The organism is Mediterranea sp. ET5 (assembly GCF_023337025.1).
Classification (GTDB): Bacteria; Bacteroidota; Bacteroidia; order Bacteroidales; family Bacteroidaceae; genus Phocaeicola_A.
Genome location: NZ_JAMBLN010000002.1, coordinates 1 through 25,684 on the forward strand (window position 1 = coordinate 1; position 25,684 = coordinate 25,684).

Annotated in this window: 22 protein-coding genes and 1 pseudogene; 9 read left to right on the forward strand and 14 right to left on the reverse strand. The window is 45.3% G+C overall.

The window, feature by feature from the left end; genetic code table 11:
• From M3087_RS01485 to M3087_RS01510, 6 genes are all read left to right on the forward strand, one after another.
• Positions 1–663: protein kinase family protein (locus tag M3087_RS01485; RefSeq protein WP_249093251.1), on the forward strand; the 663-nt coding region annotated here is incomplete at its 5' end.
• A gap of 3 nt (positions 664–666) precedes the next feature.
• Positions 667–2,937, forward strand: a complete 2,271-nt coding sequence (locus tag M3087_RS01490; protein ID WP_249093253.1) for a DEAD/DEAH box helicase family protein — start codon at positions 667–669, stop codon at positions 2,935–2,937.
• A 7-nt stretch (positions 2,938–2,944) separates the two neighbouring features.
• Positions 2,945–3,178, forward strand: a complete 234-nt coding sequence (locus M3087_RS01495; protein ID WP_084135282.1) for a hypothetical protein — start codon at positions 2,945–2,947, stop codon at positions 3,176–3,178.
• Positions 3,175–5,349, forward strand: coding sequence for an AAA family ATPase (locus tag M3087_RS01500; protein WP_249093256.1), 2,175 nt, complete (start codon positions 3,175–3,177; stop codon positions 5,347–5,349). The genes M3087_RS01495 and M3087_RS01500 overlap by 4 nt, the downstream gene beginning before the upstream one ends.
• On the forward strand, positions 5,350–5,922 hold the full coding sequence (locus tag M3087_RS01505) for a glycoside hydrolase family 15 (protein WP_394801734.1): 573 nt from the start codon (positions 5,350–5,352) through the stop codon (positions 5,920–5,922).
• A gap of 288 nt (positions 5,923–6,210) precedes the next feature.
• Complete coding sequence (locus M3087_RS01510; protein ID WP_249093258.1) at positions 6,211–6,519, forward strand: hypothetical protein; 309 nt, start codon at positions 6,211–6,213, stop codon at positions 6,517–6,519.
• 489 nt (positions 6,520–7,008) lie between these two features.
• On the opposite strand, the gene M3087_RS01515 is transcribed toward M3087_RS01510, so the two are convergent.
• The 12 genes and pseudogenes from M3087_RS01515 to M3087_RS01570 form a co-directional block, all read right to left on the reverse strand.
• Positions 7,009–8,217 (reverse strand): relaxase, encoded by a 1,209-nt coding sequence (locus M3087_RS01515; protein ID WP_249093261.1) that lies wholly within the window; start codon positions 8,215–8,217, stop codon positions 7,009–7,011.
• Positions 8,217–8,633 carry a plasmid mobilization protein gene (locus M3087_RS01520; RefSeq protein ID WP_249093263.1) on the reverse strand — a complete coding sequence of 139 codons (417 nt, stop codon included), beginning with the start codon at positions 8,631–8,633 and terminating at the stop codon, positions 8,217–8,219. The genes M3087_RS01515 and M3087_RS01520 overlap by 1 nt, the downstream gene beginning before the upstream one ends.
• 316 nt (positions 8,634–8,949) lie before the next feature.
• On the reverse strand, positions 8,950–10,020 hold the full coding sequence (locus tag M3087_RS01525) for an AAA family ATPase (protein ID WP_249093604.1): 1,071 nt from the start codon (positions 10,018–10,020) through the stop codon (positions 8,950–8,952).
• A gap of 2 nt (positions 10,021–10,022) precedes the next feature.
• Positions 10,023–10,397: a helix-turn-helix domain-containing protein gene (locus M3087_RS01530; RefSeq protein WP_021891432.1), complete on the reverse strand. Its 375-nt coding sequence runs from the start codon at positions 10,395–10,397 to the stop codon at positions 10,023–10,025.
• Positions 10,398–10,498: 101 nt separating this feature from the next.
• Positions 10,499–11,341 carry a hypothetical protein gene (locus M3087_RS01535; protein WP_249093265.1) on the reverse strand — a complete coding sequence of 281 codons (843 nt, stop codon included), beginning with the start codon at positions 11,339–11,341 and terminating at the stop codon, positions 10,499–10,501.
• Between the two features lie 168 nt (positions 11,342–11,509).
• A pseudogene (locus tag M3087_RS01540) lies at positions 11,510–12,627 on the reverse strand (tyrosine-type recombinase/integrase).
• Between the two features lie 117 nt (positions 12,628–12,744).
• A complete protein-coding gene (locus tag M3087_RS01545) occupies positions 12,745–13,623 on the reverse strand; it encodes a helix-turn-helix domain-containing protein (protein ID WP_249093268.1) in 879 nt (292 codons plus the stop codon).
• A gap of 270 nt (positions 13,624–13,893) precedes the next feature.
• Positions 13,894–15,279 carry a tRNA uridine-5-carboxymethylaminomethyl(34) synthesis GTPase MnmE gene (gene mnmE / locus M3087_RS01550; RefSeq protein ID WP_249093607.1) on the reverse strand — a complete coding sequence of 462 codons (1,386 nt, stop codon included), beginning with the start codon at positions 15,277–15,279 and terminating at the stop codon, positions 13,894–13,896.
• A 26-nt stretch (positions 15,280–15,305) separates the two neighbouring features.
• The gene (locus M3087_RS01555; RefSeq protein ID WP_022385445.1) at positions 15,306–16,619 is read right to left on the reverse strand and encodes a UDP-glucose dehydrogenase family protein; all 1,314 of its coding nucleotides are present in this window, start codon (positions 16,617–16,619) and stop codon (positions 15,306–15,308) included.
• Between the two features lie 107 nt (positions 16,620–16,726).
• Positions 16,727–17,119, reverse strand: a complete 393-nt coding sequence (locus tag M3087_RS01560; protein ID WP_249093271.1) for a hypothetical protein — start codon at positions 17,117–17,119, stop codon at positions 16,727–16,729.
• Between the two features lie 948 nt (positions 17,120–18,067).
• Complete coding sequence (locus tag M3087_RS01565) at positions 18,068–19,492, reverse strand: ATP-binding protein (protein ID WP_234395735.1); 1,425 nt, start codon at positions 19,490–19,492, stop codon at positions 18,068–18,070.
• Positions 19,493–19,516: 24 nt separating this feature from the next.
• Positions 19,517–20,203, reverse strand: a complete 687-nt coding sequence (locus M3087_RS01570) for a response regulator transcription factor (protein ID WP_106484879.1) — start codon at positions 20,201–20,203, stop codon at positions 19,517–19,519.
• Positions 20,204–20,563: 360 nt separating this feature from the next.
• Between M3087_RS01570 and M3087_RS01575 the strand changes: the two genes are divergently transcribed.
• From M3087_RS01575 to recA, 3 genes are all read left to right on the forward strand, one after another.
• Complete coding sequence (locus M3087_RS01575) at positions 20,564–21,757, forward strand: saccharopine dehydrogenase family protein (RefSeq protein ID WP_022385592.1); 1,194 nt, start codon at positions 20,564–20,566, stop codon at positions 21,755–21,757.
• A gap of 64 nt (positions 21,758–21,821) precedes the next feature.
• On the forward strand, positions 21,822–22,274 hold the full coding sequence (bcp, locus tag M3087_RS01580; RefSeq protein WP_249093274.1) for a thioredoxin-dependent thiol peroxidase: 453 nt from the start codon (positions 21,822–21,824) through the stop codon (positions 22,272–22,274).
• Positions 22,275–22,285: 11 nt separating this feature from the next.
• Entirely contained in the window at positions 22,286–23,314 is a 1,029-nt protein-coding gene (gene recA, locus M3087_RS01585) for a recombinase RecA (protein WP_249093276.1), read from the forward strand.
• Positions 23,315–23,433: 119 nt separating this feature from the next.
• Here the strand turns inward: recA and M3087_RS01590 are convergent, their stop codons facing one another.
• Complete coding sequence (locus tag M3087_RS01590; protein WP_022384609.1) at positions 23,434–23,889, reverse strand: hypothetical protein; 456 nt, start codon at positions 23,887–23,889, stop codon at positions 23,434–23,436.
• A 137-nt stretch (positions 23,890–24,026) separates the two neighbouring features.
• Positions 24,027–25,610, reverse strand: coding sequence for a glycoside hydrolase family 28 protein (locus M3087_RS01595; RefSeq protein WP_249093279.1), 1,584 nt, complete (start codon positions 25,608–25,610; stop codon positions 24,027–24,029).
• Between the last annotated feature and the right edge of the window lie 74 nt (positions 25,611–25,684).

Consider the following 25,684-nt stretch of genomic DNA (forward strand, 5'->3'; position numbering starts at 1 on the left):
AAACAGCATCATGTCGCAAATGTAATTACAATTTATTCTTCAGGGCAATTAAGTTGCATAGGAAAAAATAGATATGGTAAAGAAATTGAATATTATTTCCCATTCTATGTTATGGATTGCGCTACATGTGATTTGAAGAAATACTTAGAAAATAATCAAATTTCATATGCAGAGAGAATTTATTTATGTTTACAAATAGCAGAAGGTCTTAAGGGCTTAAATGAACTTGGATGCTATCACCGTGATTTAAAACCTGATAATATTCTCATGTTTGATAATGTTTGGCAAATAGGAGATCTTGGGTTAGTGGCATTTCGAGATGAAGATGAACTATATGATAAGAAAAATGAATTCATTGGCCCCAAAGGTTGGCTTTCTCCTGAAGCCATGAATAAATATCTTAGTTATGATGATAGCATGTATAAGTTTGATTGCAAAATAGATCATCAATCAGATATTTTTCAATTGGGTAAAATATTTTGGTATATTCTCCAAGGGAATGTTCCTATTGGAGGTATTAGTAGATCCGATTTTTTTGACAGGCGAGAAGAGGTCTATAGTTTACTAAAATATATGCTTAATCATTCAAAAAAGAAAAGGCCTTTAACCATTGATTATGTTATCAATGATTTAAAACATATAATACAGAAATATTCACTTTAGTATATGCTTAAGTCAGATATAATATGGCCTGAACATCGGCGATACAAATCGCGTACAGAGTGGGAACCGATAGGTTTCTTCTCAGATTGTTTGTGCAATACGACGTATTTTGATCTTATGCTTGGGTTCTTTTCTTCATCTGCGATAAGCGTGCTCGCTAATGGATTTGCAGTATTCCTTTATAATGGAGGAAGGATGAGGCTTATAGTTAATGATATCTTAACTGAAGAAGATAAGAATGCTATTGCAGATGGGACTGGTGATGTTGAAATACCTTATTTTGATGTGTCAGACATTCGAAAGATTAAAGAAACATTGTCAGAAAGAGATAATCATTTCTTCAACTGTTTAGCATGGCTCATACGGCATAATCGTCTTGATATTAAAATTATAGCACCTAAGAATGGTATTGGTATATCGCATACCAAATCAGGCATATTCTCTGATGGTATTAATGATGTTGGATTTGATGGTTCGTGTAATTTTTCTCGGACTGCATTGGTGGATAATATAGAAAGTCTGACCGTTTCATGTGATTGGGACGGCGATGTAGATGTTGCTAAGATCAAATATATAAAGGATGATTTTGAGAAAGTCTTTCAAGAGAGAGATGACACTGTAGTTTATTTATCGGCAGACAAGATTAAGACTCATATTACAGAGAATTATCCAGATAAATCTATATCCGAACTGCTTGAATCCGAATACAATATTTTAAGGAATCAATATTCACAAAATATCTCTAAACGTATTGCCAAAGCTTTAGATAATGCCAAAGAGCGATTGGAGGTAATTCTTGATAAGCTCAAGGATGGAAAATACAAAGTAGATGTTTTGAAAAACCACGAGCCACATTTCCCATATCCATCTGGACCAAGAGACTATCAAGTACAGGCTTTTGTGAACTGGAAAGACAACAAACAGAAAGGATTATTTGCTATGGCAACAGGTACAGGCAAAACTATTACATCCTTAAACTGTCTACTTGAAATTTATAAGAAACTAGGTTATTATAAAGCACTTATATTAGTTCCAACTATTACACTTGTTGAACAGTGGGAAAAAGAATGTGAAAAATTTAATTTTGGCAATGTAATCAAAGTCTGCTCCAAATACGGAGGGTGGCAGACCTCGCTGGCAAACATACGCATGTTGGAGTTGTCAGATCCAAACAACAAATTATCGTATGTGATTATTTCTACATATGCATCTTTTATTCGACCGGCCAATTTTTTGGAATTAAATCAATTCCCAAAGGCTAAATTGTTGCTTATTGCTGACGAGGCTCATAACATGGGAGGAGGGCTTGTTGCAAAACGATTGAATGATATTAAATATTTGCGACGGATAGGACTGTCTGCTACACCTGAGCGACAGTTTGATGAAGAAGGAAATTTGCGATTAATGTCATTCTTTGGATGCGATAAAGAATTTACTTTTGAGTACTCAATGGCAGAGGCCATTAGAAACAAAGCATTGTGTAAATATTATTATTATCCTCATCTAGTGGAATTGACTCAAGATGAAATGAGCCAGTACATTGAGCTGTCGAAGAAAATTGCAAAAATCATTAATAGGACCGATGACGATAGTCGAGAAATCTTAAAACGACTTTTGCTGAAACGAAAGCAAATTATACATAAAGCAGAAAATAAGAAAATAGAATTTGAAACAATATTAAAAGATCATCTAAATAAAACCGGTTCTTTAAAATATACGTTAGTATATGTTCCTGAGGGGAACCAATTAGATGATCAAACCGCAGATATTTTCGATACGGTAGAAGGAATTAAGGATGATGAAGATACACTGCATCTTATTGATGAATATACGCGTATCGTAAGAGATATTGACCCGCATATAGTTGTACGTCAATTTACATCAGAATCCATTGACCGTGATTCAATGTTGTTTGATTTTGCGAATGGGAATATTGATGTTTTAACGTCAATGAAGTGTTTGGACGAAGGTGTTGACGTACCACGTAGCGAATTAGCAATCTTTTGTGCCAGCACGGGAAATCCTAGACAGTTTATTCAGCGCCGAGGCCGTGTGCTGAGAACACATAAAGATAAACGATATGCTGTTATTCATGATCTTGTAGTAATCCCAGGTGTGAATTTCGATCCGGAATGCTATGAGTTGGAAAAGAGTTTAGTCTCAACCGAAGTAAAACGAGTCCGAGATTTTGCACTCCTTTCCGAGAATTGTAATGACACACTAAATATTTTAGATGATGTATTAAATCGATATCAAATATCACTTTTTAATTGATACTACTATGGCTACTCATTACACAAATGGAGACAGAATACTGCAAGCAGTATTGGCCGATCCTAAACTTGCCGAATTGGGCGAGTATACACCAACTGGAGATGAAACAGTTGCAGACGCTCTTGATTCTGAAAATGCCACAATACGTGCTGTTGCCATGATTATTGATGGGAATGAGAATCAATATACCCCTAAAGAAATATATACTCAGGTGTCTAATTATCTTACCTCTAGCATATGAAACTAAATAAAATTATTATAAAGAATTTCCGCAGCTATTACGGTGAAAATTGTTTTGAACTGTCGGATGGCTTAACCCTTGTTATTGGAGATAATGGTGACGGCAAAACAACCTTCTTCGAAGCTTTAGAGTGGTTATTTGATACTAGTAAGGATAATAAAAGCGAAAGTAATATATCCGAGATGCGCAAAGCCGAGATGGGGATTGGCGATAGTGATGAGGTATCTGTAACTATGACTTTTGACCATCGTGGAGAAAAGGAAATTTGTAAAAAATTCATTTTCGAAAAAGATACTAATGGATCTGTTAGAACAAGAGATTTTTCTTTTGTTGGATATGAGATTGTGGGAGCAGAAAGGTATAAGCGAGACGGAAAGATATTATTAGAATCCTGTTTTGATACTGTAATACGCCGATATTGCTTATTCAAAGGGGAGCGAGAGTTAAATGTTTTTGATAATAATACTGCTCTCAAGACATTGGTTGACACATTTTCTGGAATCAAACAATTCGATAATCTTGTTGAGTTGACTACGTATTTTGAGCAACAATCTGATAACTTAGTTACCAAAGAGTTAAAAAAAGATAAAAAGCAGGAGGAGGTTATTAAACGACTTGAATATGAATTGAGTAAAGTGCAATCTGATATTTCTGATGTTCGCCATGATATTAGTATCAAAGAGAAGGCTGTATCAGACTATGAGACCAGATTAAGAGTTCTGGAGGAGAACCAGGATGCTTGTGAGAATTTACAGGATATAAATGCTCGAATTGAGCAGAAAAAAATAGAACAGCGTAGACTGATGGGTTATATCAATCTAGACTATAATGCCATGCTACTGGATGATATGTGGATTCTTAGAGCATTTCCTTCTATTTTAAGCGAATATCAGAAAAAAGTTTCATCTCTTAGTCGTGAGAAGAGAAAATTACAAAAGGCAGAGGACGAAAGAATTGCTGTTGAGAAGGGGAAACAAGAAGCAATAAAGGAAATCCAGAAATTGGCCAATGATGCTACACCTCTCCCGTGGAATCTTCCTGATAAGGAGACTATGCAGGAGATGATCGATGATGAAATATGCAAAGTTTGCGGGCGGCCTGCAGAAAAGGGAAGTGACGCATATAACTTTATGGTTAATAAACTTAATGAGTATCTTGATCATATTCGTAAAGAATCAGAGGCTGCTCAACAGCAAGAGACTCCAATTAAGCCTCTCTTTGAGAACACATACATAAATGAGCTGCATACACGTAGCATTCAGTTGAGTGGTGATACAGAGCAGGAATTGATGGGGTTGGCAACCGCTATTGCCGATAGGTTATCTTTTGTGCAAAGCAGAAAGCAGGATTTGGAGAGAGTAAATAAAGACCTTACAGAGGCAGAAGATGCAAAAATGCAGCTCCTTATTCAGACCCCTGATCTTACGGAAGAGATGCTTATCAAGAACTTTAAGGATTTTAAAGGCCTTTCTGATAGCAGCAAGCGAGCATCATTAGATCTTCAAGAATTGAATCATGAGCTTGAAGTGTTAGAGGCCCAAAAGCAGGAACTAAAAGAACGACAAAATCAGATAGTCCCATCAAATGGAATCGTAAGAGTTTATCAGAAAGTCCATATTACGCTTGAACGAATCATGAAAGCGTTTGAGGCGGCAAAGAATAGAAATGTAGAAGAATTTATTCAAACCCTTGAGGAGCAGGCTAACATATATCTCAAGAAGCTCAATGCTGATGATTTTCGTGGCGTTATTAAGATAAAAAGAACCGCAGACGGTTCAGCACGAATAAACCTATATAGCTCTAATGATACCTTGATAGCTAATCCAGGTGGTGCTCAAAAGACCACGATGTACATGTCTGTCCTTTTTGCTATATCAAAGATTACTACTCTTAAGAGGGATGAAGATTATCCGTTGATTTTTGATGCTCCGACTTCATCGTTTGGAGAATTCAAAGAGGATATATTCTATAATATTATTGATAATATTGATAAGCAATGTGTTATCTTTACGAAAGATCTGTTGAGATATGATAGGGACACGGAAAAGCGAGAACTTGATTTTGATAAGATAAATCAGCTTTCTTGCTCTGTTTATCGTATACAGAAAGCTCCAGGATATGATGAAGAAGATTTGTCAACTATTAGAACAATAACCGAAAGAATTAAATAGATCATGGCAGAGAAACTATATGATTTATGGGCAAAACGTAATCCTAATTGGGAGAAACGTTTTGAAGACTCTATCATTAAGAACTTCAGTGATTATGGTAAGGGTGTAACCACGTTAGGAGAGGCTAAGGGAAAACTGTTTGGTGCTGGTTACGAAGTTTTCATCATAGCATTTTTTATTGGTCTGTATTACAACCAAAGACGGAAACTCATAGATGATAGCACGAAAATTAAATCGTTAGGACAACCTATTCAATATTGGGGTAATATTGATTCGGTAAAAGGAAGAAAAGCCTATCCTAAATTGAAGGAGTTTATTTTTACAGCATTAGTTGCTAAAACCGATTTTGATTTTATAGCGCTTGATAAAGGTCTAGTAACACCTCGTAAAGCGGTTGATGCCTTAATGCAAACAATGGAAGAGTATGCTAATTGGGGCTTCCATTTTATGGAAGACAAATTGATGGATAACCCTAATTACTTTTATAGAGAAACAGCTTTTCTTGAGGTTTTTTTAACTTTTGACGCAAGTACAACAGAGTCGGCCGAAGATGAACCAGAGTCATTAGACTAGAATGTAATATACAGACTATCAAAACTTCTGTTCGCTTCAAAGACTTGTTGTAAGGTCAGGAACGAAGATGTAGTATTGCTATTTATGGGGCTAAAAATAAAGAAAGTAAACTCAATCAATAGAGCAATCCATATCTTTGAATTGTTTTAGATTTTTAAATGAGATATAAATCGCAGTATGCCTGATATTATATCTGTGATACCCCAAAATATATGTTGTAACGTATATAAATAATGAAATTAATAAAAAACAATTAGATTAAAAGTTGAATTTTAAACTATGGATGTTATGAAGGTACAAGAAGCAATACAGATCATAAAAGAACAAATATTGCAGTGTGAACGAGATGGTGAAATGTTCGATTTGCCAAAAATAGAAAATACAAAAGTAGAAATAAACGATTTGCCTAATGAGGGAGCAGATTTACTCCATCGGGAATATAAAATAAATTTTCCTGATGGCGAGTATATTCATATAGACTATCATTCAAAAGATAAATGTCGCACATTCCAGATTAATCCGGATCGTAGCGTGATACTGGTAAAATGTTCTTTACCTGAATTGGATTTTACCTGCTCATGGGATGAAAAATATTAATATTTAATGATTATGAGTTACTATAGAGAAATTAAGTGCCCAAAATGTGGTACATTAGTAGGCATTAAGGAAGTTAATGTCATAATGCCATATAAGACTGTAGAGACAGCCGAGTGTCCTGTCTGTGGAGAAACTATCTTTAGACACAATAGTAGAGGTGACTTTGAATCCGAAATCATTTTAACCGAAAACACAATCGAGCCATATAAATCAAATAATGTTTATAGAGATTGATTCAATTGATATTATTGCTTTTCTTAGAAAAGAATGCTTTTCGTTATGATTTTGAGATTCTGCCCTCTAAGATTCTTTATTTAACAAAAGCAATAGAATCAGAGAACGATATGCTGTTCTCCAAAGTGAGTCTGATATAGGAATAATAAAGAAATTTACCAGATTTATAAAGTAATTTCTCCCATATCCGGCAAGACCGGCGGACTATTAGCGGTCGCACGAGGCGGCCGCTTTTTGTATGCTTGTTTCATGACTTTATCGTCTTAATCCTGTTCTCGGTTTCTTGCCCAATAGGAGGGTAGCAGCACGTGCACAGCGGCGGGCCCATTGCAGGTCGTCATCGTCCTTGTCCCGCCAGGGAAGATCGCTCTGCGAACCTCCGCCACCACCTCCGGTAGACACGGCGGGCGTATCGAGCATTCCGACAAAGAGTGCTACGGCTATGTCGGTCAGATCACTGCTGTTGGCAACCTCTCGGTAGTCAAACTCTTCATTGAAATAGTCAAGTACCCGCTCCGGAATATAGAAACGCTGTTCCCTTCCGCTATTGGAAGAAAGCGTGTAGGACACCGAGCCGGAACGATAATGAGTATAGTCTATATCGACTGCCGGTCTTTGAACAGGTTCTGGCCTATGGATTTGAGAAGTATTGACCCGAGCGGCAAGCCTCTCCCGGTAGTGGAGTTTTTGCCAGGTTCGGGGAAGTTTGGAAATCATCAGGTTACGGGCCACTCCCAGTTCGGAGGCCTTGTATTTAGCATGTCCTTTGAGGATCGCATATCCATGGAGAACATCTTTCTTGTCTTTCCGTTCATATACGGAATAGCCTCTCCGGGCAAGTGCCTTCTTGTATTCTTCCCATGACCACGATGGCATGGTTCTTAATACCTCCATACACTCTCTGCTTACTTCCGGAATGTTGCGACTTCTGATTTCTTCCGCAGCCTTCCAGCCACGTTTCACTGCAACTCGTTCGGCTGCACGTTGTGCCCGAAGATGAATGTTATGGTCATTGTTGATGTTCCCGTTTTCATCAAAGCGGCAAATTGCGGCATGGAGATGGGGAACTTTCCCTTTGGATTCCATGTGCAGGTAAACCGTGTATTTGCTGTTTGCCAGATTGGTTGGGCAGGAACGTACTTTCCCATCCTTACCGGTAATCGTTTGTTTGTCGAACTCTTCGGCGAACTCGTGCCAGAGCTTCTGCCAGTCCTCAATGTCATAGAAACTGGTATGCTCTGGCGATGGACTCAACTCTATTCTGATAATGGAATTCTTTATCGGCCGATGCTGGGCAAGGGTCAACTGCATGGAGTTCCATATTCCCATAGCGTCCAGTTCTGGGGGCAACAGATTGTCCAATACCCGATATATTTTTTCCGGATGCTTCTTGTGTTTTGATTTGCCAGTAATATAACGAAGGTCATTGATTCCGTAAGATATGGCTTTGGCTTTTGCAATCATTATTCTTCGGATTGAGGGTTGGACGGAATTCTGTTTTTCTCCTTAACGGCTTCCAGGAATTGGCAGACGCCTTCGGCAACATTGGAAAGTTCTCCGAGCCAGCCGACCATGAACGGAATCTGATTGAACATTACCATCCGCTGCTTTGTGGACATTCCGTGAAGTGCGGAGGTATATTTTACGAGATCAGATCGACAATTGTCCAGATTCTGCAACAGTGCCGCCTCTTCTTTCGTGAGCCTCGCTTTGGGCTTGAAGTTATACGCACATGACAATATGTAGTCGCTTACGGTCATGCCGCATTGTTCGGCCAGTGATTTTATATGGTCTCTCTGGCTGGGTGTGACTTTTGCCCCGACAAAGACACTTCTTGTTTCTTTCGGGGTAGTTGATGTATTGACAATATTTTCTTTCATTTGAATCGTTGTTATAATGGTTGAAAAGGTGCGAGCTTGCGAGTACCGTACTGGCGAAGGAACTGAGCAGTCAAGAGCGCCAATGTACAACCGTAACGCAGTGAGGTTATACCTTGGCATATCTCGAAACAGTTACCTGTTTATCCTTCCCCGCAAGCCATATCGGATGCGTATAATGAATTGGCACTTGGACAAGGAAATGCAGGATATCATTATCCACTAAAAGAGGGGAGAAAATGAGTATCTCACATGATGATTTCCTGCCGACTTTGCTTTATTCTAATATATACGCCCCTGCAATAAAGTAAAGTTGTACTCAGTAATGGAATTCCGGATTGAGAATATAATTTTTCCCCTCCTTTATGACCATTCGCTTGTTGCCCAGAAAGGTGGCTACTTTGACAGCTTTGTTGTAACCGAGCTTTACATTGTGCAATCCGTAAGTTTCCTTCAGACGTTCCAGGTAGTCATCATAACTGCCGATATTGCCATTAGCAAAAGCGGCATCCACTGCAGCACGATGTACAGTCTCCGGAATCTCCCTCTCCGGATCGAACGGTTCTTTGGTTGGTCGCCCGCTCTTCTTCTCTTTGGACAGATATGGTTCTACCAGTTCGGGCAGGACGTCTTCGTTTATGCGGAAAGCGAAAGGTTCAAAGTCCCGGTCCCGGATGTGCACGGCCTCGACCACACTTATGGCTTTGTCCTCCTTGTCCACTTCTACCTGCAGTATGGTTTCCGCTTTGTTGTTGAGTTCCGTGCCGATGTGACCACGCGCATGTTCATCATTCTTGTTCTGATGCAGGACAGTATGGATATGGATTTGTTTGTCGTCCGTCCACTGCATGAATTTCGAGATAACTTCGGTAGATTCACTGGATGAATTGATGTCGTAAAGGAAATCACGGATGCCATCTATAATGACCAGACCCAAATCAGGCGTGGTGCCGATAGCTTCTTCGACTATCAATAGGCGCACTCTTGGTGCAAACTTGCGCAGAGACAGCATGATCAGATTTTCCGGCACCTTGTCATCCGGCATTTCAGCCAAACGCAGGATGCGCTTCAGTACCTGTTGACAATGATGGCGTCCCTGCTCCGTGTCGATATACAGAATCTTCCTCTTGTTCTCGGGGAACATGGAACGGTAACGAAGAACAGTGCGGCCACTCAATGCTGATGCGGCAATGGCCGAAACGTTGAAAGTCTTCTTGCTTTTGGCTTTCCCAATGGAAGCGCTGAAATTCCCCAACGTGCCTATAACAGCATCATCCACCATCAACACTGCCGGCGCCTCTTCATAGTTATTCGTGACGTTCACGGCTGCTTCCTCTATAAAAACTGCCAGGTCCTCACGTGAAGGTATCGTTTCGTCCGTCTTCTCCATCATTACCAGTTTTTAAGGTTAGGTTTACGGCGATGGGAAGCGAGCATGGCTTCGTTCTCTTCCTCGAAAGTTTGCGGAGCCGGATTCTTTCGGGAGGATTCCAGCCATTTGTCCAGTTCATCCCGGTAAATGTATAGATGTTTCCCTTGCTTGATGACTGGAATATCATCTTTTTTGACCTTGTAATAAAATGTCGATAACGGCATTTTGAGATAGGCGCAAGCTTCCTGCACGGTCATGGGAACGTGCGTGTTTTCTTTTACTTCATGCTGCTTGGACAATTTTTCCGTCAGCAGATTCTCCATGCTTGCAATCCGGTCGCAAAGTTCGCCGACTACTGCCGGCAAGTCATTGAATGTAAGTTGGTCTGTTTTCATATTATAACTTTTTAATCGTTTAACATGCTGCGAACCAACCCAATGAAGCTTTGCAGAACAATACAGACCGGATTAATTATTTCATCTGCATACGTTTTTTGTTACGACTCATCGTTATCTGTTTCCAAATGGAAGCGATAGTCTCCCTTTTCAGGTACATCAATTGGAATCTGACTAGCTACCTGATCCCGCAAATTAAGCCTGAGATATTCAAGACTCGCGTTTTCTAGTTCGTATGGAAATGATTCTTTGATAAAGACGGCTCTTTTCGCCAATGGTACTCTCAATCGTTCACCTACATTCCACGCCAGATGACGAAGTCCCGGTGAACGTAGCGGATTGTCAATATTGGAACGAATCGGTTTGTAGAGCTCCGGCTGATCACAGGCCATGTACTCAATATTGGAAATGAGAGTCGCTATAGCCTCTTTGGAGAGATAGGGGGCAGTCTTGATGGTTACATATTCCCGAATCGCATCCATAACCTTTACTTGTCTTTTCAGTTCTTTCTCTTTGAGTTCTTCCAGAATGGAATCATACTTTTCCAAATGAGATTCATTGGAACAATCGGGGACGACAGGCTCTTGATTTGACTGTAGAGTTGGAGCATACTCCTGTTCAGAAGAATCCGCCGGTTGTTCGGTAGAGAGTGTTTCGGCAATACAAACAGGCTCTGTGGTGCTCTCTGATTCTATAATAGGAGAGGATTGTTCACCAAAAGAGAAGTGGATGGGATTTTTCGTCAGCCAATTATAGAAAAATTTCTGCAGGACTCCACACAATATGATGGACATCGCCAGTCCGAGAATTACAGGAGTTGTTATGCGCATGATGTTGATGTCATGGCAAAGGGTAAAATAAGTGGCTATGGCCGCAAAAATGATAACGGATAGCGCAAGGATAAAACTTATTTTCTTAGTTCGGATTTGTTCTGTATTTGTCATCTTCTATCACTATTTGGAATTACTGTACGTCAAAGTTATGTGCGTTATTCCAGATACTGATAAATAATGAGTTATAATCGTCCGATTTTACACAAAAATTACGGATATAGTCCGATTTTTCGCTCAAAATCAAACTATATCCGCTAAAACAGGTGGTCAAAATGCCTGTCAGTCTTTCCGCATCAGGGTGATTTTCTTGCTGGCTTCACGCTTGTTGCTGTCCACTACTTTCATGTACCTTTGGGTTGTGGTTATACTTTTGTGAGCCATCATGCTTTGTATGGTGCGGATGTCCGTTCCGGCAGCCGCTTGCAGCGTAGCGAATGTTCTACGATAGGAGTGGAATGTGATCTTCTTGGTGATTCCAGCCGAACGGATCCACCCTTTCATGTAAGTCTGGGTCCAACAACGCTGTAACCCCTTGAATACCATTCCCCGCTTGTCGGGGCTGTAGCCGATAAGGTCCAGAGCTTCCTCGCTGATGGGGATGATGTCCTCGGAGCGGTTCTTCTTGGTGATGATGTGTACGCACTTGCCACCGGCCGAATAGTCCACGATGTCCTCCCAGCAAAGGGCGAGGATGTCGCTGATGCGCAGACTGGTCATGCACGAGAAGAGCGATGCTGTCTTCAGCACGGGCTTCTTGCAGGGTGTCTCGGCCAGCTTGTAGAGTTCTTCCACTGAAAGATAATCCTTGACTACATCCTCGGTCTCGATCTTTTCGAGGAAGTCGTTGACGTTGTTACGGATCAGCCCGTTACGGTAGAGGATTTTCAGAAGTCCCCTGAATGTAGACCAATATCCCGATGCGGAGTTTCGTGTGATGTGTCCGTTACGCTTGAGTTTCTTTGCCGTCAACAGGTACTCACGGAACTTGTTGCAGAGATCAATGTCGAGTTCCTCAAAAGTACATTTCCCATGCACGAAGTTGCTGAAATGGAGATAGACAAATTCCCACTTTGGGTCATGTTTACGGAGCTGATTACGAAAATACTCCAGGAAATCAGCCTTGAGTTTGTACTTGTCGAAGAAATCATACCGTTCATTCACTACCGACTCGAACCTGCGGCAACGGATGGCTTCAGCCTTCTCAGCCATTACCTCGTTGAAGTCCTGTTCCCGCTTGTTCTTCGGATTGGCATATATATATAGATGCCAAGCGATTCATGACGGATAACTTTCATTGTTTCCTTGTCTCTATACCCAGGATAATAATCCAGATAAAACGACAGCATCCTGTTTTTCAAAGGACGTGTTCTTAATGTTACGGTTTTACAATCGTTCATAATGTTATATTTTTTATGGTTGTTATTAATTCGCTGGCAAATCACTGTAATGTAACCATGCAGACCACCTTCAGTGACGATTAATTTTGGAATAATTTACGGTAGCCTATAATCAGGTCACTTACGGACACCCATAACCCGGTCAAAGTCCACTTTCAGGAAGCGGACGAAGCGCCCGTTCTTCTCTCGGGGAATCTGATGGAATTGCAGGATATTATAAACCGAGTCTCGGGAGAGTTTGAATTTTTCCATAGCCTCCTTGACGGTGTAGTATTCGGCCTTGCTCTCCTCCGCAGAGTTTTTCGAGAGGTCGAAGTGGAGTTTGGAATAGAATATTTGCCCGTGTTCTTTCTTTGAGGGAATGTTGTTACGGTAGACGTGCGAACGAATGGCGACACGTGTCATGCCGTATTTCTCCTGAATATCTTCGGGAGTGTACCATTCCGTCAGGTCGGAGTCCACCTCATATTTGGCAAAAGCGGCATCAATATGTTTCTTGCTGTAATAGTTGAACTGGCGGATTCTCACTTTCGGGACCTTGTGCTGTCGTGTATAAGTCCATACCCATTTGGCATTGACCTTATATTTCTGCGCAATCTCCTCTGCGGTGTAATACTCGGTGATGTCAAAGTCGTTTTTTGCTACCAGCCGTTCATAAGGTTTGCTTTTAAGCATGAGTTCGATGTCGGCTTTCCGTATCAACGACATCTTTCCGCTGAGCCGGGATGCACGGAGTTTCTCTTCCTTTACCAGTTTGTAGATGTACTGGCGGCTTACACCCATCAGACGTGCTGCCTGCGAAAAAGTGAAGTATTCCTGCTTTTCCAGCGACGAGCGCAATTCCTGCATCTCCTGCATATGGCGCAGCTCCATCTTCCGCTCCATCATGCGGTGTTTGTAACCCCGTTTCGAGCATTGCGGGCTGCAATAACAAGTAGTTGTTTTCTGTGCGATGAACGGTTTTCCGCACCATTGACAAATTCTTTTTACTTCCATATTTTCGTCCTATTTTCTGCCATTTTACATGAATTTTAATTTCCCTTTTTGTCCACACATGTAAACCATTGTCAACACACGTCAACTAATGCGTCACTGTGATATTTGGGCAAACCATGAATTTCTGTCACGGTAGAAATACGTATGAAAAATATGGATAAAAACCGTTACTTCCAAATACTGTCTGGAAAGTATATAAAAACAAAAGTCGCTGATATACAGCGACTTTATTCTAAATGATTATGGTTGGTTATGGCTGTTTACAAGCCGTCATTTGCCGATGCAAAACTTCCTGAATATATTCCCCAACACTTCATCATTCGTTACTTCTCCCAAGATATCATTAAGATAGAAGATACATTCGCGAATATCCTGGGATAAGAAATCACCTGATAAACGAGCAGATAAACCATCTTGAACACGACGGATGGCATCGAGAGCATGGGAGAGGGCCTCGAAGTGTCGGATGTTGGTGACGATGACGTCGCTCTGTGAAATTTCTGGGAGAGAAGCGTCCTTTACCAAGAGGGATTGTAGTGCATCGGTGTTTTCGTGCTGCTTGGCTGAAATGAATAGAGTGTCTCCTTCATCAAGAGGCAGATAGGAAAGGGCCGTTTGTGCTTCTGGTGAAAGAAGGTCGGACTTGTTGAAGAGACGGATGAGCTTCTTGCCTTTGCAATGGGGAAGAATCTTCTGAGCCAATGAGGCATATTGCGTCTGGGCGGTGGTACTGTCTATAACCCATAGGACGATGCTGGCTTGCTCTAACTTTTGGAATGTACGTTCGATGCCGAGACTTTCAATTCTGTCACTTGTCTCACGGATGCCGGCAGTATCAATAAAGCGGAAGGTAATACCGCGTAAGTTAATCGTGTCCTCAATGACATCACGGGTCGTCCCGTGAATATCACTGACGATGGCACGCTCTTCATTCACCAGCAGATTGAGAAGGGTCGATTTGCCGGCATTCGTTTCACCGATAATTGCTACGGGGATGCCGTTCTTTACTGCATTTCCCACGCTGAAGGAATGTACCAGGTGGGCAATGATGCTTTCTATCTGCGTTGCCAGCGTACATAATTGGCTGCGGTCAGCAAATTCTACATCCTCCTCGCTGAAGTCTAACTCCAGTTCGATGAGGGAAGTGAAGTCCAACAGACGAGTCCTTAGAGCGCGAAGCTCATTGCTGAAGCCTCCACGCATCTGGTTCATCGCCAGACGGTGGGTTGCTGCGTTCGAGGAGGCTATCAGGTCGGCTACTGCCTCAGCCTGGCTAAGGTCCATTTTGCCATTCAGGAAGGCACGTTGGGTATATTCTCCGGGGTTGGCACTGCGACATCCGTTGGCAATGAGCAGTTGCATGACTTGCTGGAGGATGTACGATGAGCCATGGCACATGATTTCCGTAGCATCTTCGCCGGTGTAGGAGTGAGGACCGCGAAACAGACTTACCAGGACCTCATCAATCAGTTCACCGGTATCTGCGCATATTTGTCCGTAAGCCAGTGTGTGCGACTTGCGTTCTGACAGGGCTGCACCTGTTGCCGGCGTGAATATGCGCTCCGTGATTTCAATGGCGCGACTGCCGGAGACGCGGATGACACCTATGGCACCTCCTTGTGCCGTGGCAATGGCACAGATAGTATCTTCGTTGATAAGTTGCATAAGCTTTTTAGAGAGGGTTAACGTCCTATACAAGTGTACTCAAAGCCGAAATTCTTGATTTCGTTGGCATCATAGATGTTACGTCCGTCAATGATAAACGGACGGTTCATCAGCTTGCGCACGACATTCCAGCTGGGCAGACGGAATTGCTTCCATTCGGTGATGACCAGCAGCGCATCGGCATTCAAGGTGGCGTCGTACATGTCTGCGGCATATTCCACACGGTCACCGATACGCCGACGGCATTCATCCATGGCGACAGGGTCAAATACACGCACCTTGCAGCCGGCGTCCAATAGGAGTTTGATGGTGACCAGTGAGGTGGCTTCACGCATGTCGTCAGTCTCAGCTTTAAAAGCCAATCCCCAAATGGCAACCGTCTTGTCGTTGAGCACACCGCCATAGTGGGCACTGAGCTTACGGAAAAGGATGGACTTCTGTCGCTCATTGACTTCCTCTACGGCTTTGAGTACCCGCATGTCATATCCATTCTGTTCAGCGGTTTTGATGAGAGCCTTTACATCTTTGGGGAAACAGCTTCCGCCATACCCACAACCGGCATAAAGGAATTTGCTGCCAATGCGGGTATCTGCCCCGATGCCCTTGCGTACCATGTTGACATCAGCTCCTACCAGTTCACAGAGGTTGGCAATGTCATTCATGAAGCTGATGCGGGTAGCCAGCATCGAATTGGCTGCATATTTGATCATTTCGGCGGACGGAATGTCGGTGAAGATAACCCGGAAGTTGTTCAGGAGGAAAGGACGATAGAGTCGGGTCATCAACTCCTTGGCCTTATCTGATTCTACACCGACGACTACGCGGTCAGGGCTCATGAAGTCCTTGATGGCAGCTCCTTCCTTGAGGAACTCCGGGTTGGATGCCACGTCGAAGGGGATATTAACTCCACGTTTGGCTTGCTCTTCCAGGATGACGGCTTTTACCTTGCGGGCGGTCCCGACGGGGACGGTTGATTTCGTGACCAGCAATACATAGTGTTGCATCTCACGTCCCACAGTGCGTGCCACTTCCAGTACGTAGCTTAGGTCGGCGCTTCCGTCTTCGTCAGGGGGAGTACCTACTGCACTGAAGACAATCTCCACGTCATTGAGGCAACTCGTCAGGTCAGTTGTAAAATGCAGGCGTCCCTCACGTTGATTGCGGAGCACCATTTCGTCCAGTCCAGGCTCATAGATAGGCACTTGACCCTGTTGCAGGTTATATATCTTTTGTTGGTCTACGTCGACACACGTTACATTGACTCCCATTTCGGCAAAGCATGTTCCGCTAACGAGTCCTACGTAGCCGGTTCCTACGATTGCGATGTTCATATCTTTTGGTTCTAGTTGCTGATTGGTGAGCAAAGGTACAAACTTCGCACCATATACAGTGGTATGGAGTTGAAATTCTTCATCTACTCCCACTCAACGCAGCAGAATCACTTCATGATCCTCCCACCCGGGAAGAACACTTCGCCATCTCCGCTGACGTCGAAAAGGCCTACGCCGTATTTGTCGGCAAGAGCCTTGGCACATTCGAAGGCTTCGCCGGCAACGGACCATCCGAAAGCCACATAGATGACGTGATGTCCGATGGCATAATCCGCCAGGTGCTTGTCACCCGGGTCAATGTCGGGGAGGAGGGGGAGGTTCATGTTCGGGAAGGTCTGGACCATTTCACCATACCAGCCCTGCAGACTGTCCGAAGCCAGAGAGGGATTGTTGTAGTCATGTTCACCATTCCATTCGGTCTGTTCGTCGTACCAACGTAAAAAGTCCTTGTATTTCTTAGGTGCTTTGTCGCTTTCAAAAGCCATCAGGTCGTAACTCATAATATTCAAATATTTTTTGTGGTTAAAGAACTAGGTTGCCGGTTTTATTACCGTGAAAAACTCATGCCCGAAAGTTTGGAGACTGCTAGGGCGGGGGACTGGATGTCGGTACTTTCATGGTCATGCTTCGATTGGTTCAGGTGTTTACTATTATTATTGCTGACGGAAGCTTTCATACGGACGGGATTCCGATAAATATACCTCTTGGTCTGTCAAACGGATTTGATAACCGTTGGCTTGTCGTTGGCAACTTGTTCGTCAAAGGTAAGATAAACTGCTGAAAATACAAATGTTTGTCTCTGATATTTTTGTTGGAGAGTGAATCCGGTTGGACGTCCTGCGGATGACAAAAAGAAATTGATAAGGCGGATGGGCTATACAAGTTTGTCCAAATCTTCTTTTTCTGCTAACTCATGCTTTTTGAAAATCCGATAATCTGGAGATGAAACGTGAATGATTGCAAACGAAACGTCCGAAAAAAGCCTTTGATTTTAGAAAACTATACATTCTGTCTTCGAAAAACAGACAAAACGTGCCCGGAAAAATATTGTTTCGCGAGCCAAACAATATAGTTTGGGGCGTCAAACAATATAGTTTCCCCTCCCAAACACAATTGTTTCGTGCCCGAAAGTCAAATCTTTGGAAAATGGAAGCGAAAAATTCCGAGTTTCGCACTCCAGAAGGTGGGCTGTGTCAACAAATCGGAAGGTAACGTGGAAGAGGGAGTGTGGGGCTTGGGATAGTCGTAATGGGAGATTGTGTGTCTGTCATGCATCAAAATGATGCTGCCTGACGTGAACCGGCAGCAATGTGTATTTTGCGAATCGCCTGAGAAGGCCTTCGGAATCCACCGGACTGTATTTTGGTGCGAGGAAAGGCATTCTCAGGCGGTTCATTTGACATTTTGACAGTCTGCTACGCTTGTCCTATCAGGGCGTGGAGTCGCTGTCAACGTTTCGAGATGGTGAAGATGAACTCCAGTCCTCCGGTGGAGGCTATGCGGGCAAAGATGGTACCCCCGTGGAGGATGACGGCATTTTTCACAATGGCGAGTCCCAGTCCCGTGCCACCCAACTTTCGCGAGCGTCCCTTGTCTACACGGTAGAAGCGTTCGAATATGTGGTCCAAGTGCTCGGGGGCGACGCCGACCCCGTTGTCGGCAAAGCTGAAGCGGTAATATTCGGGAGTCTCCATGACACATTTGATGGTGATGGTCACGTTCGGCCCTGCATAGGCAATGGCGTTGTCGGTGAGGTTACGGAAAATGGAGTAGAGCATGGAGGGATTGCCTTGTACCTTCATGGGCGGATGGACCAGTTGCAGGAAGCGCATCCCTCTCTCGTTCAGCTGCAAGGCGACATCGGCGTGCACATTGGCAATGATGTGGCACAAGTCGACTTCCTCCATGGCGATTGATTGTGACGCTTCATCCATGCGGGTCAGCAGGGAGATGTCACGCAGGAGGCTGGACAGGCGGTTGCTTTGTGCATAGCAGCGTTCCATGAACTGGTTACGCTGTGTCTTGTCCATATCCGGGTTGGAGATGATGGTTTCCAGGTAGCCTTGTATGCTGCTCACCGGGGTCTTCAGTTCGTGGGCGATGTTTTGGGTCAACTGACGTTTGAGGCGCACTTTGTCCTCTTCGCTCCGCTTCACCTGGGTGTAGAGTTGCACGATGTGGTGGGAGATTTCGCCCAGTTCGTTGTTGGGGAACTCGAAATGGAACTGTGCCAGGTCTTCGTCGTTTTCCGCCTGCTGGGCAAAGCGGCGCAGCTGACTGATGGTCTTCCCAAGGTTGCTGGTGTACTTGTAGTAGATGTATCCCAGGACGAGGATTAATGCCAGGGAGAACCACAGGTAGCGCCAGTCGATGGACAGCTCGTCGATGAGGTCGGCACTGTTGTAGGGCAGTGCGGTGCGGACAATGAGTCCCTTCTCCTTGAAGTAGGTGGCGGAATAGAAGAAATCGTTGTTGAGTGTATGGGATTTGCGCTGGATGGAGTAGCCGCTTCCTTTTTCCAGCGCCTGTTTCACTTCCGTCCGGTCACGGTGGTTCGTGGTTTGGGCGGCATCCTTTTCGTTGTCAAACAGGACCGTCCCATCCGTCTTGATGACCGTCACCCGCAAGTCCGGCATGGTGTGGAACCGGGTGTAACGCGTCAGTAGGGAATCGTTCCAGGGTTTCTCGGTTTCGGTCAGGTGCTCGTACATCTGCACGTTGTAGGCTTGCAGACGTGTGTTCAGCACTTCGATGCGGTAGGACTTCTCCCGTTGATACTGGTAGATGAGGAAGCATGCCGCAAAGGAGAGGAACAGCAGCAGAACAGACAGGAACAGACGCTGGCTGAATGAAATCATTCGGGTGATGGACATGGTTATGAAAGGAACGGTTTAAGTTTATTTTTCATCGAAACAGTATCCGTAGCCAAGGCGGGTGATGATGTGTTTCCCGTAGTCGCCGATTTTTTTACGCAGACGGGTGATGTTCACGTCGACGGTGCGGTCGAGTACGTAGACTTCATCACTCCAGATTTTGGCAAGGATGTCTTCGCGGGAGAATACCTTTCCCGGTGATTTGAGCAGGAGTTTCAGGATTTCGAATTCCTTTTTCGTGAGAGCCACGTCTTCTCCATTGATGGTCACGCGTTTCTGGGCGATGTCCATGCTCAGTCCGTGGTAGGTCAGTATGTCGGGTTGTGCCGCTTGGGTTTCAGCGGTACGTCGGAGAACCGCCTTGACACGTGCCACGACTTCGCGCAGGGAGAACGGTTTGGAGATGTAGTCGTCTCCCCCGAGGTTGAAGCCTGTGACGGTGTCGTTTTCCGTGTCCCGGGCTGTGATGAAGATGATGGGGATGGAAGCCGTGTTTTTGTCCTTTTTCAGCATACTTGCCATTTTGAAACCGGAAATCTCGCCCATCATCACGTCCAGAAGCAGGAGGTTGTAGCGGGTCAGGTCCAGTTTGAGGGCTTCTTCCGCCGAGTTGGCGGTGTCGACCCAGAACCCTTCATTTTCCAAGTTGAACTTCAAGATCTCACACAAGTCTTCTTCGTCGTCGACGACCAAAATTCGAATATCGTTCATACCTATTTCTTTTAATGTTGCGAACACATTTCTCTGGATGCAAAGGTCCAGCATCTTTGTTACGAAGATATAATATCCATGTTACGATTTTATGACAGATTCTGTATTTGTTGTCCTCTATTAATAAGGATATACAAAAGTAAACTTTTTCGTATGAAATAAGTGTGACAATCGACAATTTTATGGCATTCCGCTAAAAAATAACGGCGGAAAGTAGCTCTCTCCTTCACAAATTATATTATTTTTGTCGACGTTAGCACGGGAGTGCATTTGTTTCCGTCACCTGGGCGGAAGCAGACTGTCGCGCTGGCACCCAATCAGAGAATAATCAATAACACTTTAAAATTAGATAAAAACAGAATGGGTAGAGTTTTAATTATTGGCGCAGGTGGTGTTGGAACCGTTGTGGCGCACAAAGTAGCACAGAATCCTGACGTGTTTACAGACGTGATGATTGCAAGCCGTACGAAGGCAAAGTGTGACAACATTGTGAAGGCTATCGGTAATCCGAACATCAAGACTGCGCAGGTGGATGCCGACAATGTAGACGAACTGGTGGCTTTGTTCAATGAGTTCAAGCCGGAGATTGTCATCAATGTGGCACTCCCGTATCAGGACCTGACCATTATGGAAGCCTGTCTGAAGGCAGGTGTGAATTACCTGGACACTGCCAACTATGAGCCGAAGGATGTGGCACATTTCGAATACAGTTGGCAGTGGGCTTACAAGCAGCGTTTTGAGGAGGCCGGTCTGACAGCCATCCTGGGTTGTGGCTTTGACCCGGGAGTGAGTGGCATTTATACGGCTTATGCAGCCAAGCACCATTTTGACGAGATCCAGTATCTCGATATCGTGGACTGCAACGCCGGAAACCACCACAAGGCTTTTGCCACCAACTTCAATCCGGAAATCAACATCCGCGAAATCACGCAGAACGGACGCTACTATGAAAATGGCAAGTGGGTGACCACCCAGCCGTTGGAAATCCATAAGTCGTTGACTTATCCGAACATCGGTCCGAGGGATTCCTACCTGCTTTACCATGAGGAGCTGGAGTCGCTGGTGAAGAACTACCCGACCATCAAGCGTGCACGTTTCTGGATGACATTCGGACAGGAATATCTGACTCACCTGCGGGTCATTCAGAACATCGGTATGGCACGCATCGATGAGGTGGACTACAACGGAGTGAAAATCGTGCCGCTGCAATTCCTGAAGGCCGTTCTTCCCAATCCGCAGGATTTGGGTGAGAACTACGATGGCGAGACTTCCATCGGGTGCCGCATCCGTGGTTTGAAGGACGGCAAGGAACGTACCTATTATGTATATAACAATTGCAGTCACCATGCCGCTTACCTGGAGACCGGAATGCAAGGCGTCAGCTACACGACCGGTGTGCCTGCGATGATTGGTGCCATGATGTTTCTCAAAGGGTTGTGGAAAAAGCCGGGTGTCTTCAACGTGGAAGAGTTTGACCCGGATCCCTTCATGGAGCAGCTGAACAAACAGGGATTGCCCTGGCACGAAGTGTTCGACGGCGATTTGGAACTTTAAAAAATAACCTTCGGATGAGGGAGGGGGGAAGCCTCGTCCTTCATCCTTAATTTATTCGCTTGATATGATGAATGTAGGAGATAAGGCCCCGGAGGTCCTGGGGCTGAATGAGAACGGTGAAGAAGTGCGTCTGAGTGCCTATAAGGGCAAGAAAGTGGTGCTCTATTTCTATCCGAAGGATAACACTTCGGGTTGCACGGCACAGGCATGCAGCTTGCGCGATGGGTATGAAGACCTTCGTAAAGCCGGTTATGAAGTGATTGGTGTCAGTGTAGACAGTGCAGCTTCCCATCAGAAGTTCATTGCCAAAAACAATCTGCCCTTTACGTTGATCGCGGATACCGATAAGAAACTGGTGGAGCAATTCGGCGTGTGGGGTGAGAAGAAGATGTATGGACGTGCCTATATGGGAACGTTCCGTACGACATTTATTATTAACGAAGAAGGAATCATTGAGCGTATCATCACTCCCAAGGAGGTGAAGACCAAGGAGCATGCGCAACAGATTCTGAAATAAACAAGAGTGATATGGCTAAAAAAGATAATGGAGAACTGGAGTTTGAAGGCAGCGACAAGATGAAAGCCTTGCAAGCTGCCATGGATAAGATAGAGAAGAACTTCGGTAAAGGCTCTATCATGAAACTGGGTGACGAGAACATACAGGAGGTAGAGGTGATTCCGACCGGTTCCATCGGGTTGAATGCCGCATTGGGCGTCGGTGGATATCCGAAGGGAAGAATCATTGAAATCTTCGGTCCGGAATCGTCCGGTAAGACGACACTTGCCATTCATGCCATTGCTGAGGCACAGAAGCGTGGCGGCATCGCTGCTTTCATCGATGCGGAACATGCGTTCGACCGTTTCTATGCAGCCAAGTTGGGTGTCGACATTGACAATTTGTGGATTTCCCAACCCGACAGCGGAGAGCAGGCACTGGAGATTGCCGAACAGCTGATCCGTTCATCGGCTATTGATATCATTGTCATCGACTCGGTAGCGGCTTTGACTCCGAAAGCCGAGTTGGAGGGTGACATGGGTGAGAATAAGGTCGGGTTGCAGGCACGTCTGATGTCACAGGCACTGCGTAAGCTGACGTCGACCATCAGCAAGACCAACACCACTTGTATTTTCATCAACCAGTTGCGTGAGAAGATTGGTGTCATGTTTGGCAATCCGGAGACGACCACGGGTGGTAATGCCTTGAAGTTCTATGCTTCGGTGCGTCTGGACATCCGCCCGGGACAGCCCATCAAAGACGGTGAGGAGGTCATCGGAAAGCAGACCCGTGTGAAGGTGGTGAAGAACAAGGTGGCTCCTCCCTTCCGCAGAGCGGAGTTCGATATCATGTTCGGGGAAGGTATATCCCGCACCGGGGAGATTGTCGACCTGGGTACCGACATGGGCATCATCAAGAAGAGCGGTTCATGGTACAGCTACAATGACACCAAGTTGGGACAAGGACGTGATGCTGCCAAACAGTGCATTGCCGACAATCCCGAATTGGCAGAAGAGCTGGAAGGGCTGATTTTCCAAAAGCTGAAAGATAACAAAGACTAAAGGAACAGCTGCTTTTGCAGGTGCTCCGGATATGGAAAGAGGAGAGGACGTATCCCCTATGTGGAAATGTCCTCTCCTCTTTCTTTGTTTGAAGGTTTGTCGTTTGTCATTGTTACCGGTTAGGGCTCGGGCTGAGGCTCAGCCGGAGTGAGCTGGCTCTTGTCGAGTGCCTCATGCAGTTTGAGGTAGTCGCCCTGCAAAGTCGCTCCACCGGAACAGTAGTAGTAGAGCAGGCTCGGGTCGTCCGATGAAATGGACAAGGTGTCTCCACGGAGGGTGAAGAAGATGTGGCTGCCCTCTTTGGCTACGACCAGGGTGTCTCCGTTGTGTGTCAGTGTACCGTCGCCGTCGAATGTGCAGGTCGGATTCTTCACGTCAGCTCTCGAACGGATGCTGATGTGGGCTGTCGTATCCGAAGCAGCTGTGATGCTGACGGCTGTCCAGTCATACCCTTCGGCACGTTGTGCATACTCTTCTGTTACGAAGTCGCCGGGGAAGGCTGATTCTCCCAATGTTTTCCGTTCGGTCTGTTCTGCCGGCTTGTTCCCGCACGATGCGAGAATTCCCAATGCCATTAAAAATGCTAGTCTCTTTATAATCTTCAGTTAGTTGGATTTAGAGTAAATGTTCATTTTACCGTTTTATCGGTTGGGCAAAAGTAACAATAAATTCCGAAAACCTATAAACAGGACTCACATAACTTGCCCTTCCGTCACTTCTGAGGGCGCATCAGGCAGCGGATGAATTCCGGGTCACGGCTGAGCTCTCCTTCCTTCTCCAATGAAACTTTTCCCTCCGGCAGGATGAAGTGTACCTGCTCAAAGCGGATGCCTCGTCCGTCGACCAACCTGATGAGCGAGTCGGGACACTCGATGCTGACATTCTTCAACGTCATTCCGTTGACATCCTGGAAGAGCATGAGTTTGTCGGTCCGGGCGGTGACATTCTCAATCCGTACATTCTCCACCGGTGTCTCGGGGATGCCTTGTGCCTTGATGAACTGTGTGCCCGACTCCACGATGATGTCGCGTGCCGTGATGTTTCTGAACGAGGGGGTGAGTGGAGTGATGTCGCGTGCCGGCAGACGGATGGCAAGGTCGCCTACGAATGTTTTGCTGCCCAGCATATCCCAGACGAAAGGTTGTCCGCTGAGACGCATGCGGATGCGTTCGTAGGTCAGGTTCTCACCGCCACCACCACGGTTACGGCGGGTCTTGAAGCGAAGTCCTGTCCCGGTTCCGTCGAACACGCAGTCGTGTACATAAAGGTTGCGTATCATGCCGGCCGTCTCGCTGCCGCAAGTGATGCCTCCATGCCCCTTTTCCGCCAGGCAATGGCGCACGACAATGTTTTCCGAGGGCTTGTTCACGCGCAGACCGTCCTCACAGCGTCCTGCCTTCATGGTGAAGCAGTCGTCGCCACAACTCAGTGTGCTGTATTCGATGAGTACGTTTCGGGTGGATTCGATGTCGATGCCGTCGCCACGGGGTATACCTACGGAGTGTACGGTGATGCCCCGGATGATGACGCTGTCGCAATAGACAGGCACTACGTTCCAGAATGGTGTACTTTCCAACGATACTCCTTCGATGAGTACGTTCCGGCAATTGGTCGGTGATACGAACATGGGAAGGAATACCGACTTGCCTCTCTTCCCGTCGTAGATACGTTTCTCGACCGGTGTGTTGACATCAATGTAAGTCTCGATGACCCCTCCGCGCATCTGGCGTTGCTGGATTTCGCAGTCCTGTGGCGGACCTACCAGTTTCCCTTTGCCGGTCAGGGCGATGTTGCGTTGTCCGTTGGCGTACACCAAGGCCCCGAGTGAATAAAGTTCCACCCCTTCGTTGCGGGTGAAGACGGCAGGCTGGTAGTCCTTGATGTTGCCGCTGAAGTGCAGTTCGGCACCTTCTGCCAGGTGGAGGTTGACATCGCTTTTCAGTTCGATGCGACCGGTGTTCCATACGCCGGCAGGCACGAGGACCGTACCGCCTCCCTGGCGGTTCATGCGGTCGATGGCCTTCTGGATGGCACGTGTTGCCATCTTACCTTCCTTGGCACCGGTTTGGGTAATGGAGAGTGTGTCGGCTTTGAATTGCGGACGAGTGAGCCGGGGCATGTCAAACGGAGCCTCGATGGGGGCGATGTCGGCAGGCAGATTGAGTGCGCCTACCTGGTCCCGTGTCGGGATGCCGTCGGTCTTTACCTGGGCAAGGAGCACTGTCGGCGATGCGGCGAACAGCCCTACGGCAAGGCAGACTGTGCTGAGCAGGGTGGGGAAGTGTTTGTGGTTCATAATGATTGGGTGTTAAGTAAAAATCAAGGCAAATTTAAAGAAATATGACGGTCAGGACGTCCGTTTTACAGATA

Coding starts and splice junctions, on each gene's coding strand:
- M3087_RS01575 (WP_022385592.1), top strand. CDS start 20,564: ATGGGTAGAGTTTTAATTATTGGCGCAGGTGGTGTTGGAACCGTTGTG.
- M3087_RS01530 (WP_021891432.1), bottom strand. CDS start 10,397: ATGAAAACAGACCAACTTACATTCAATGACTTGCCGGCAGTAGTCGGC.
- M3087_RS01595 (WP_249093279.1), bottom strand. CDS start 25,610: ATGAACCACAAACACTTCCCCACCCTGCTCAGCACAGTCTGCCTTGCC.
- M3087_RS01520 (WP_249093263.1), bottom strand. CDS start 8,633: ATGAAAGAAAATATTGTCAATACATCAACTACCCCGAAAGAAACAAGA.
- M3087_RS01525 (WP_249093604.1), bottom strand. CDS start 10,020: ATGGAGAAGACGGACGAAACGATACCTTCACGTGAGGACCTGGCAGTT.
- M3087_RS01560 (WP_249093271.1), bottom strand. CDS start 17,119: ATGAGTTACGACCTGATGGCTTTTGAAAGCGACAAAGCACCTAAGAAA.
- M3087_RS01535 (WP_249093265.1), bottom strand. CDS start 11,341: ATGACAAATACAGAACAAATCCGAACTAAGAAAATAAGTTTTATCCTT.
- M3087_RS01570 (WP_106484879.1), bottom strand. CDS start 20,203: ATGAACGATATTCGAATTTTGGTCGTCGACGACGAAGAAGACTTGTGT.
- M3087_RS01515 (WP_249093261.1), bottom strand. CDS start 8,217: ATGATTGCAAAAGCCAAAGCCATATCTTACGGAATCAATGACCTTCGT.
- M3087_RS01490 (WP_249093253.1), top strand. CDS start 667: ATGCTTAAGTCAGATATAATATGGCCTGAACATCGGCGATACAAATCG.
- recA (WP_249093276.1), top strand. CDS start 22,286: ATGGCTAAAAAAGATAATGGAGAACTGGAGTTTGAAGGCAGCGACAAG.
- M3087_RS01590 (WP_022384609.1), bottom strand. CDS start 23,889: ATGGCATTGGGAATTCTCGCATCGTGCGGGAACAAGCCGGCAGAACAG.
- M3087_RS01565 (WP_234395735.1), bottom strand. CDS start 19,492: ATGTCCATCACCCGAATGATTTCATTCAGCCAGCGTCTGTTCCTGTCT.
- M3087_RS01510 (WP_249093258.1), top strand. CDS start 6,211: ATGAAGGTACAAGAAGCAATACAGATCATAAAAGAACAAATATTGCAG.
- M3087_RS01555 (WP_022385445.1), bottom strand. CDS start 16,619: ATGAACATCGCAATCGTAGGAACCGGCTACGTAGGACTCGTTAGCGGA.
- bcp (WP_249093274.1), top strand. CDS start 21,822: ATGATGAATGTAGGAGATAAGGCCCCGGAGGTCCTGGGGCTGAATGAG.
- M3087_RS01500 (WP_249093256.1), top strand. CDS start 3,175: ATGAAACTAAATAAAATTATTATAAAGAATTTCCGCAGCTATTACGGT.
- M3087_RS01545 (WP_249093268.1), bottom strand. CDS start 13,623: ATGGAAGTAAAAAGAATTTGTCAATGGTGCGGAAAACCGTTCATCGCA.
- M3087_RS01495 (WP_084135282.1), top strand. CDS start 2,945: ATGGCTACTCATTACACAAATGGAGACAGAATACTGCAAGCAGTATTG.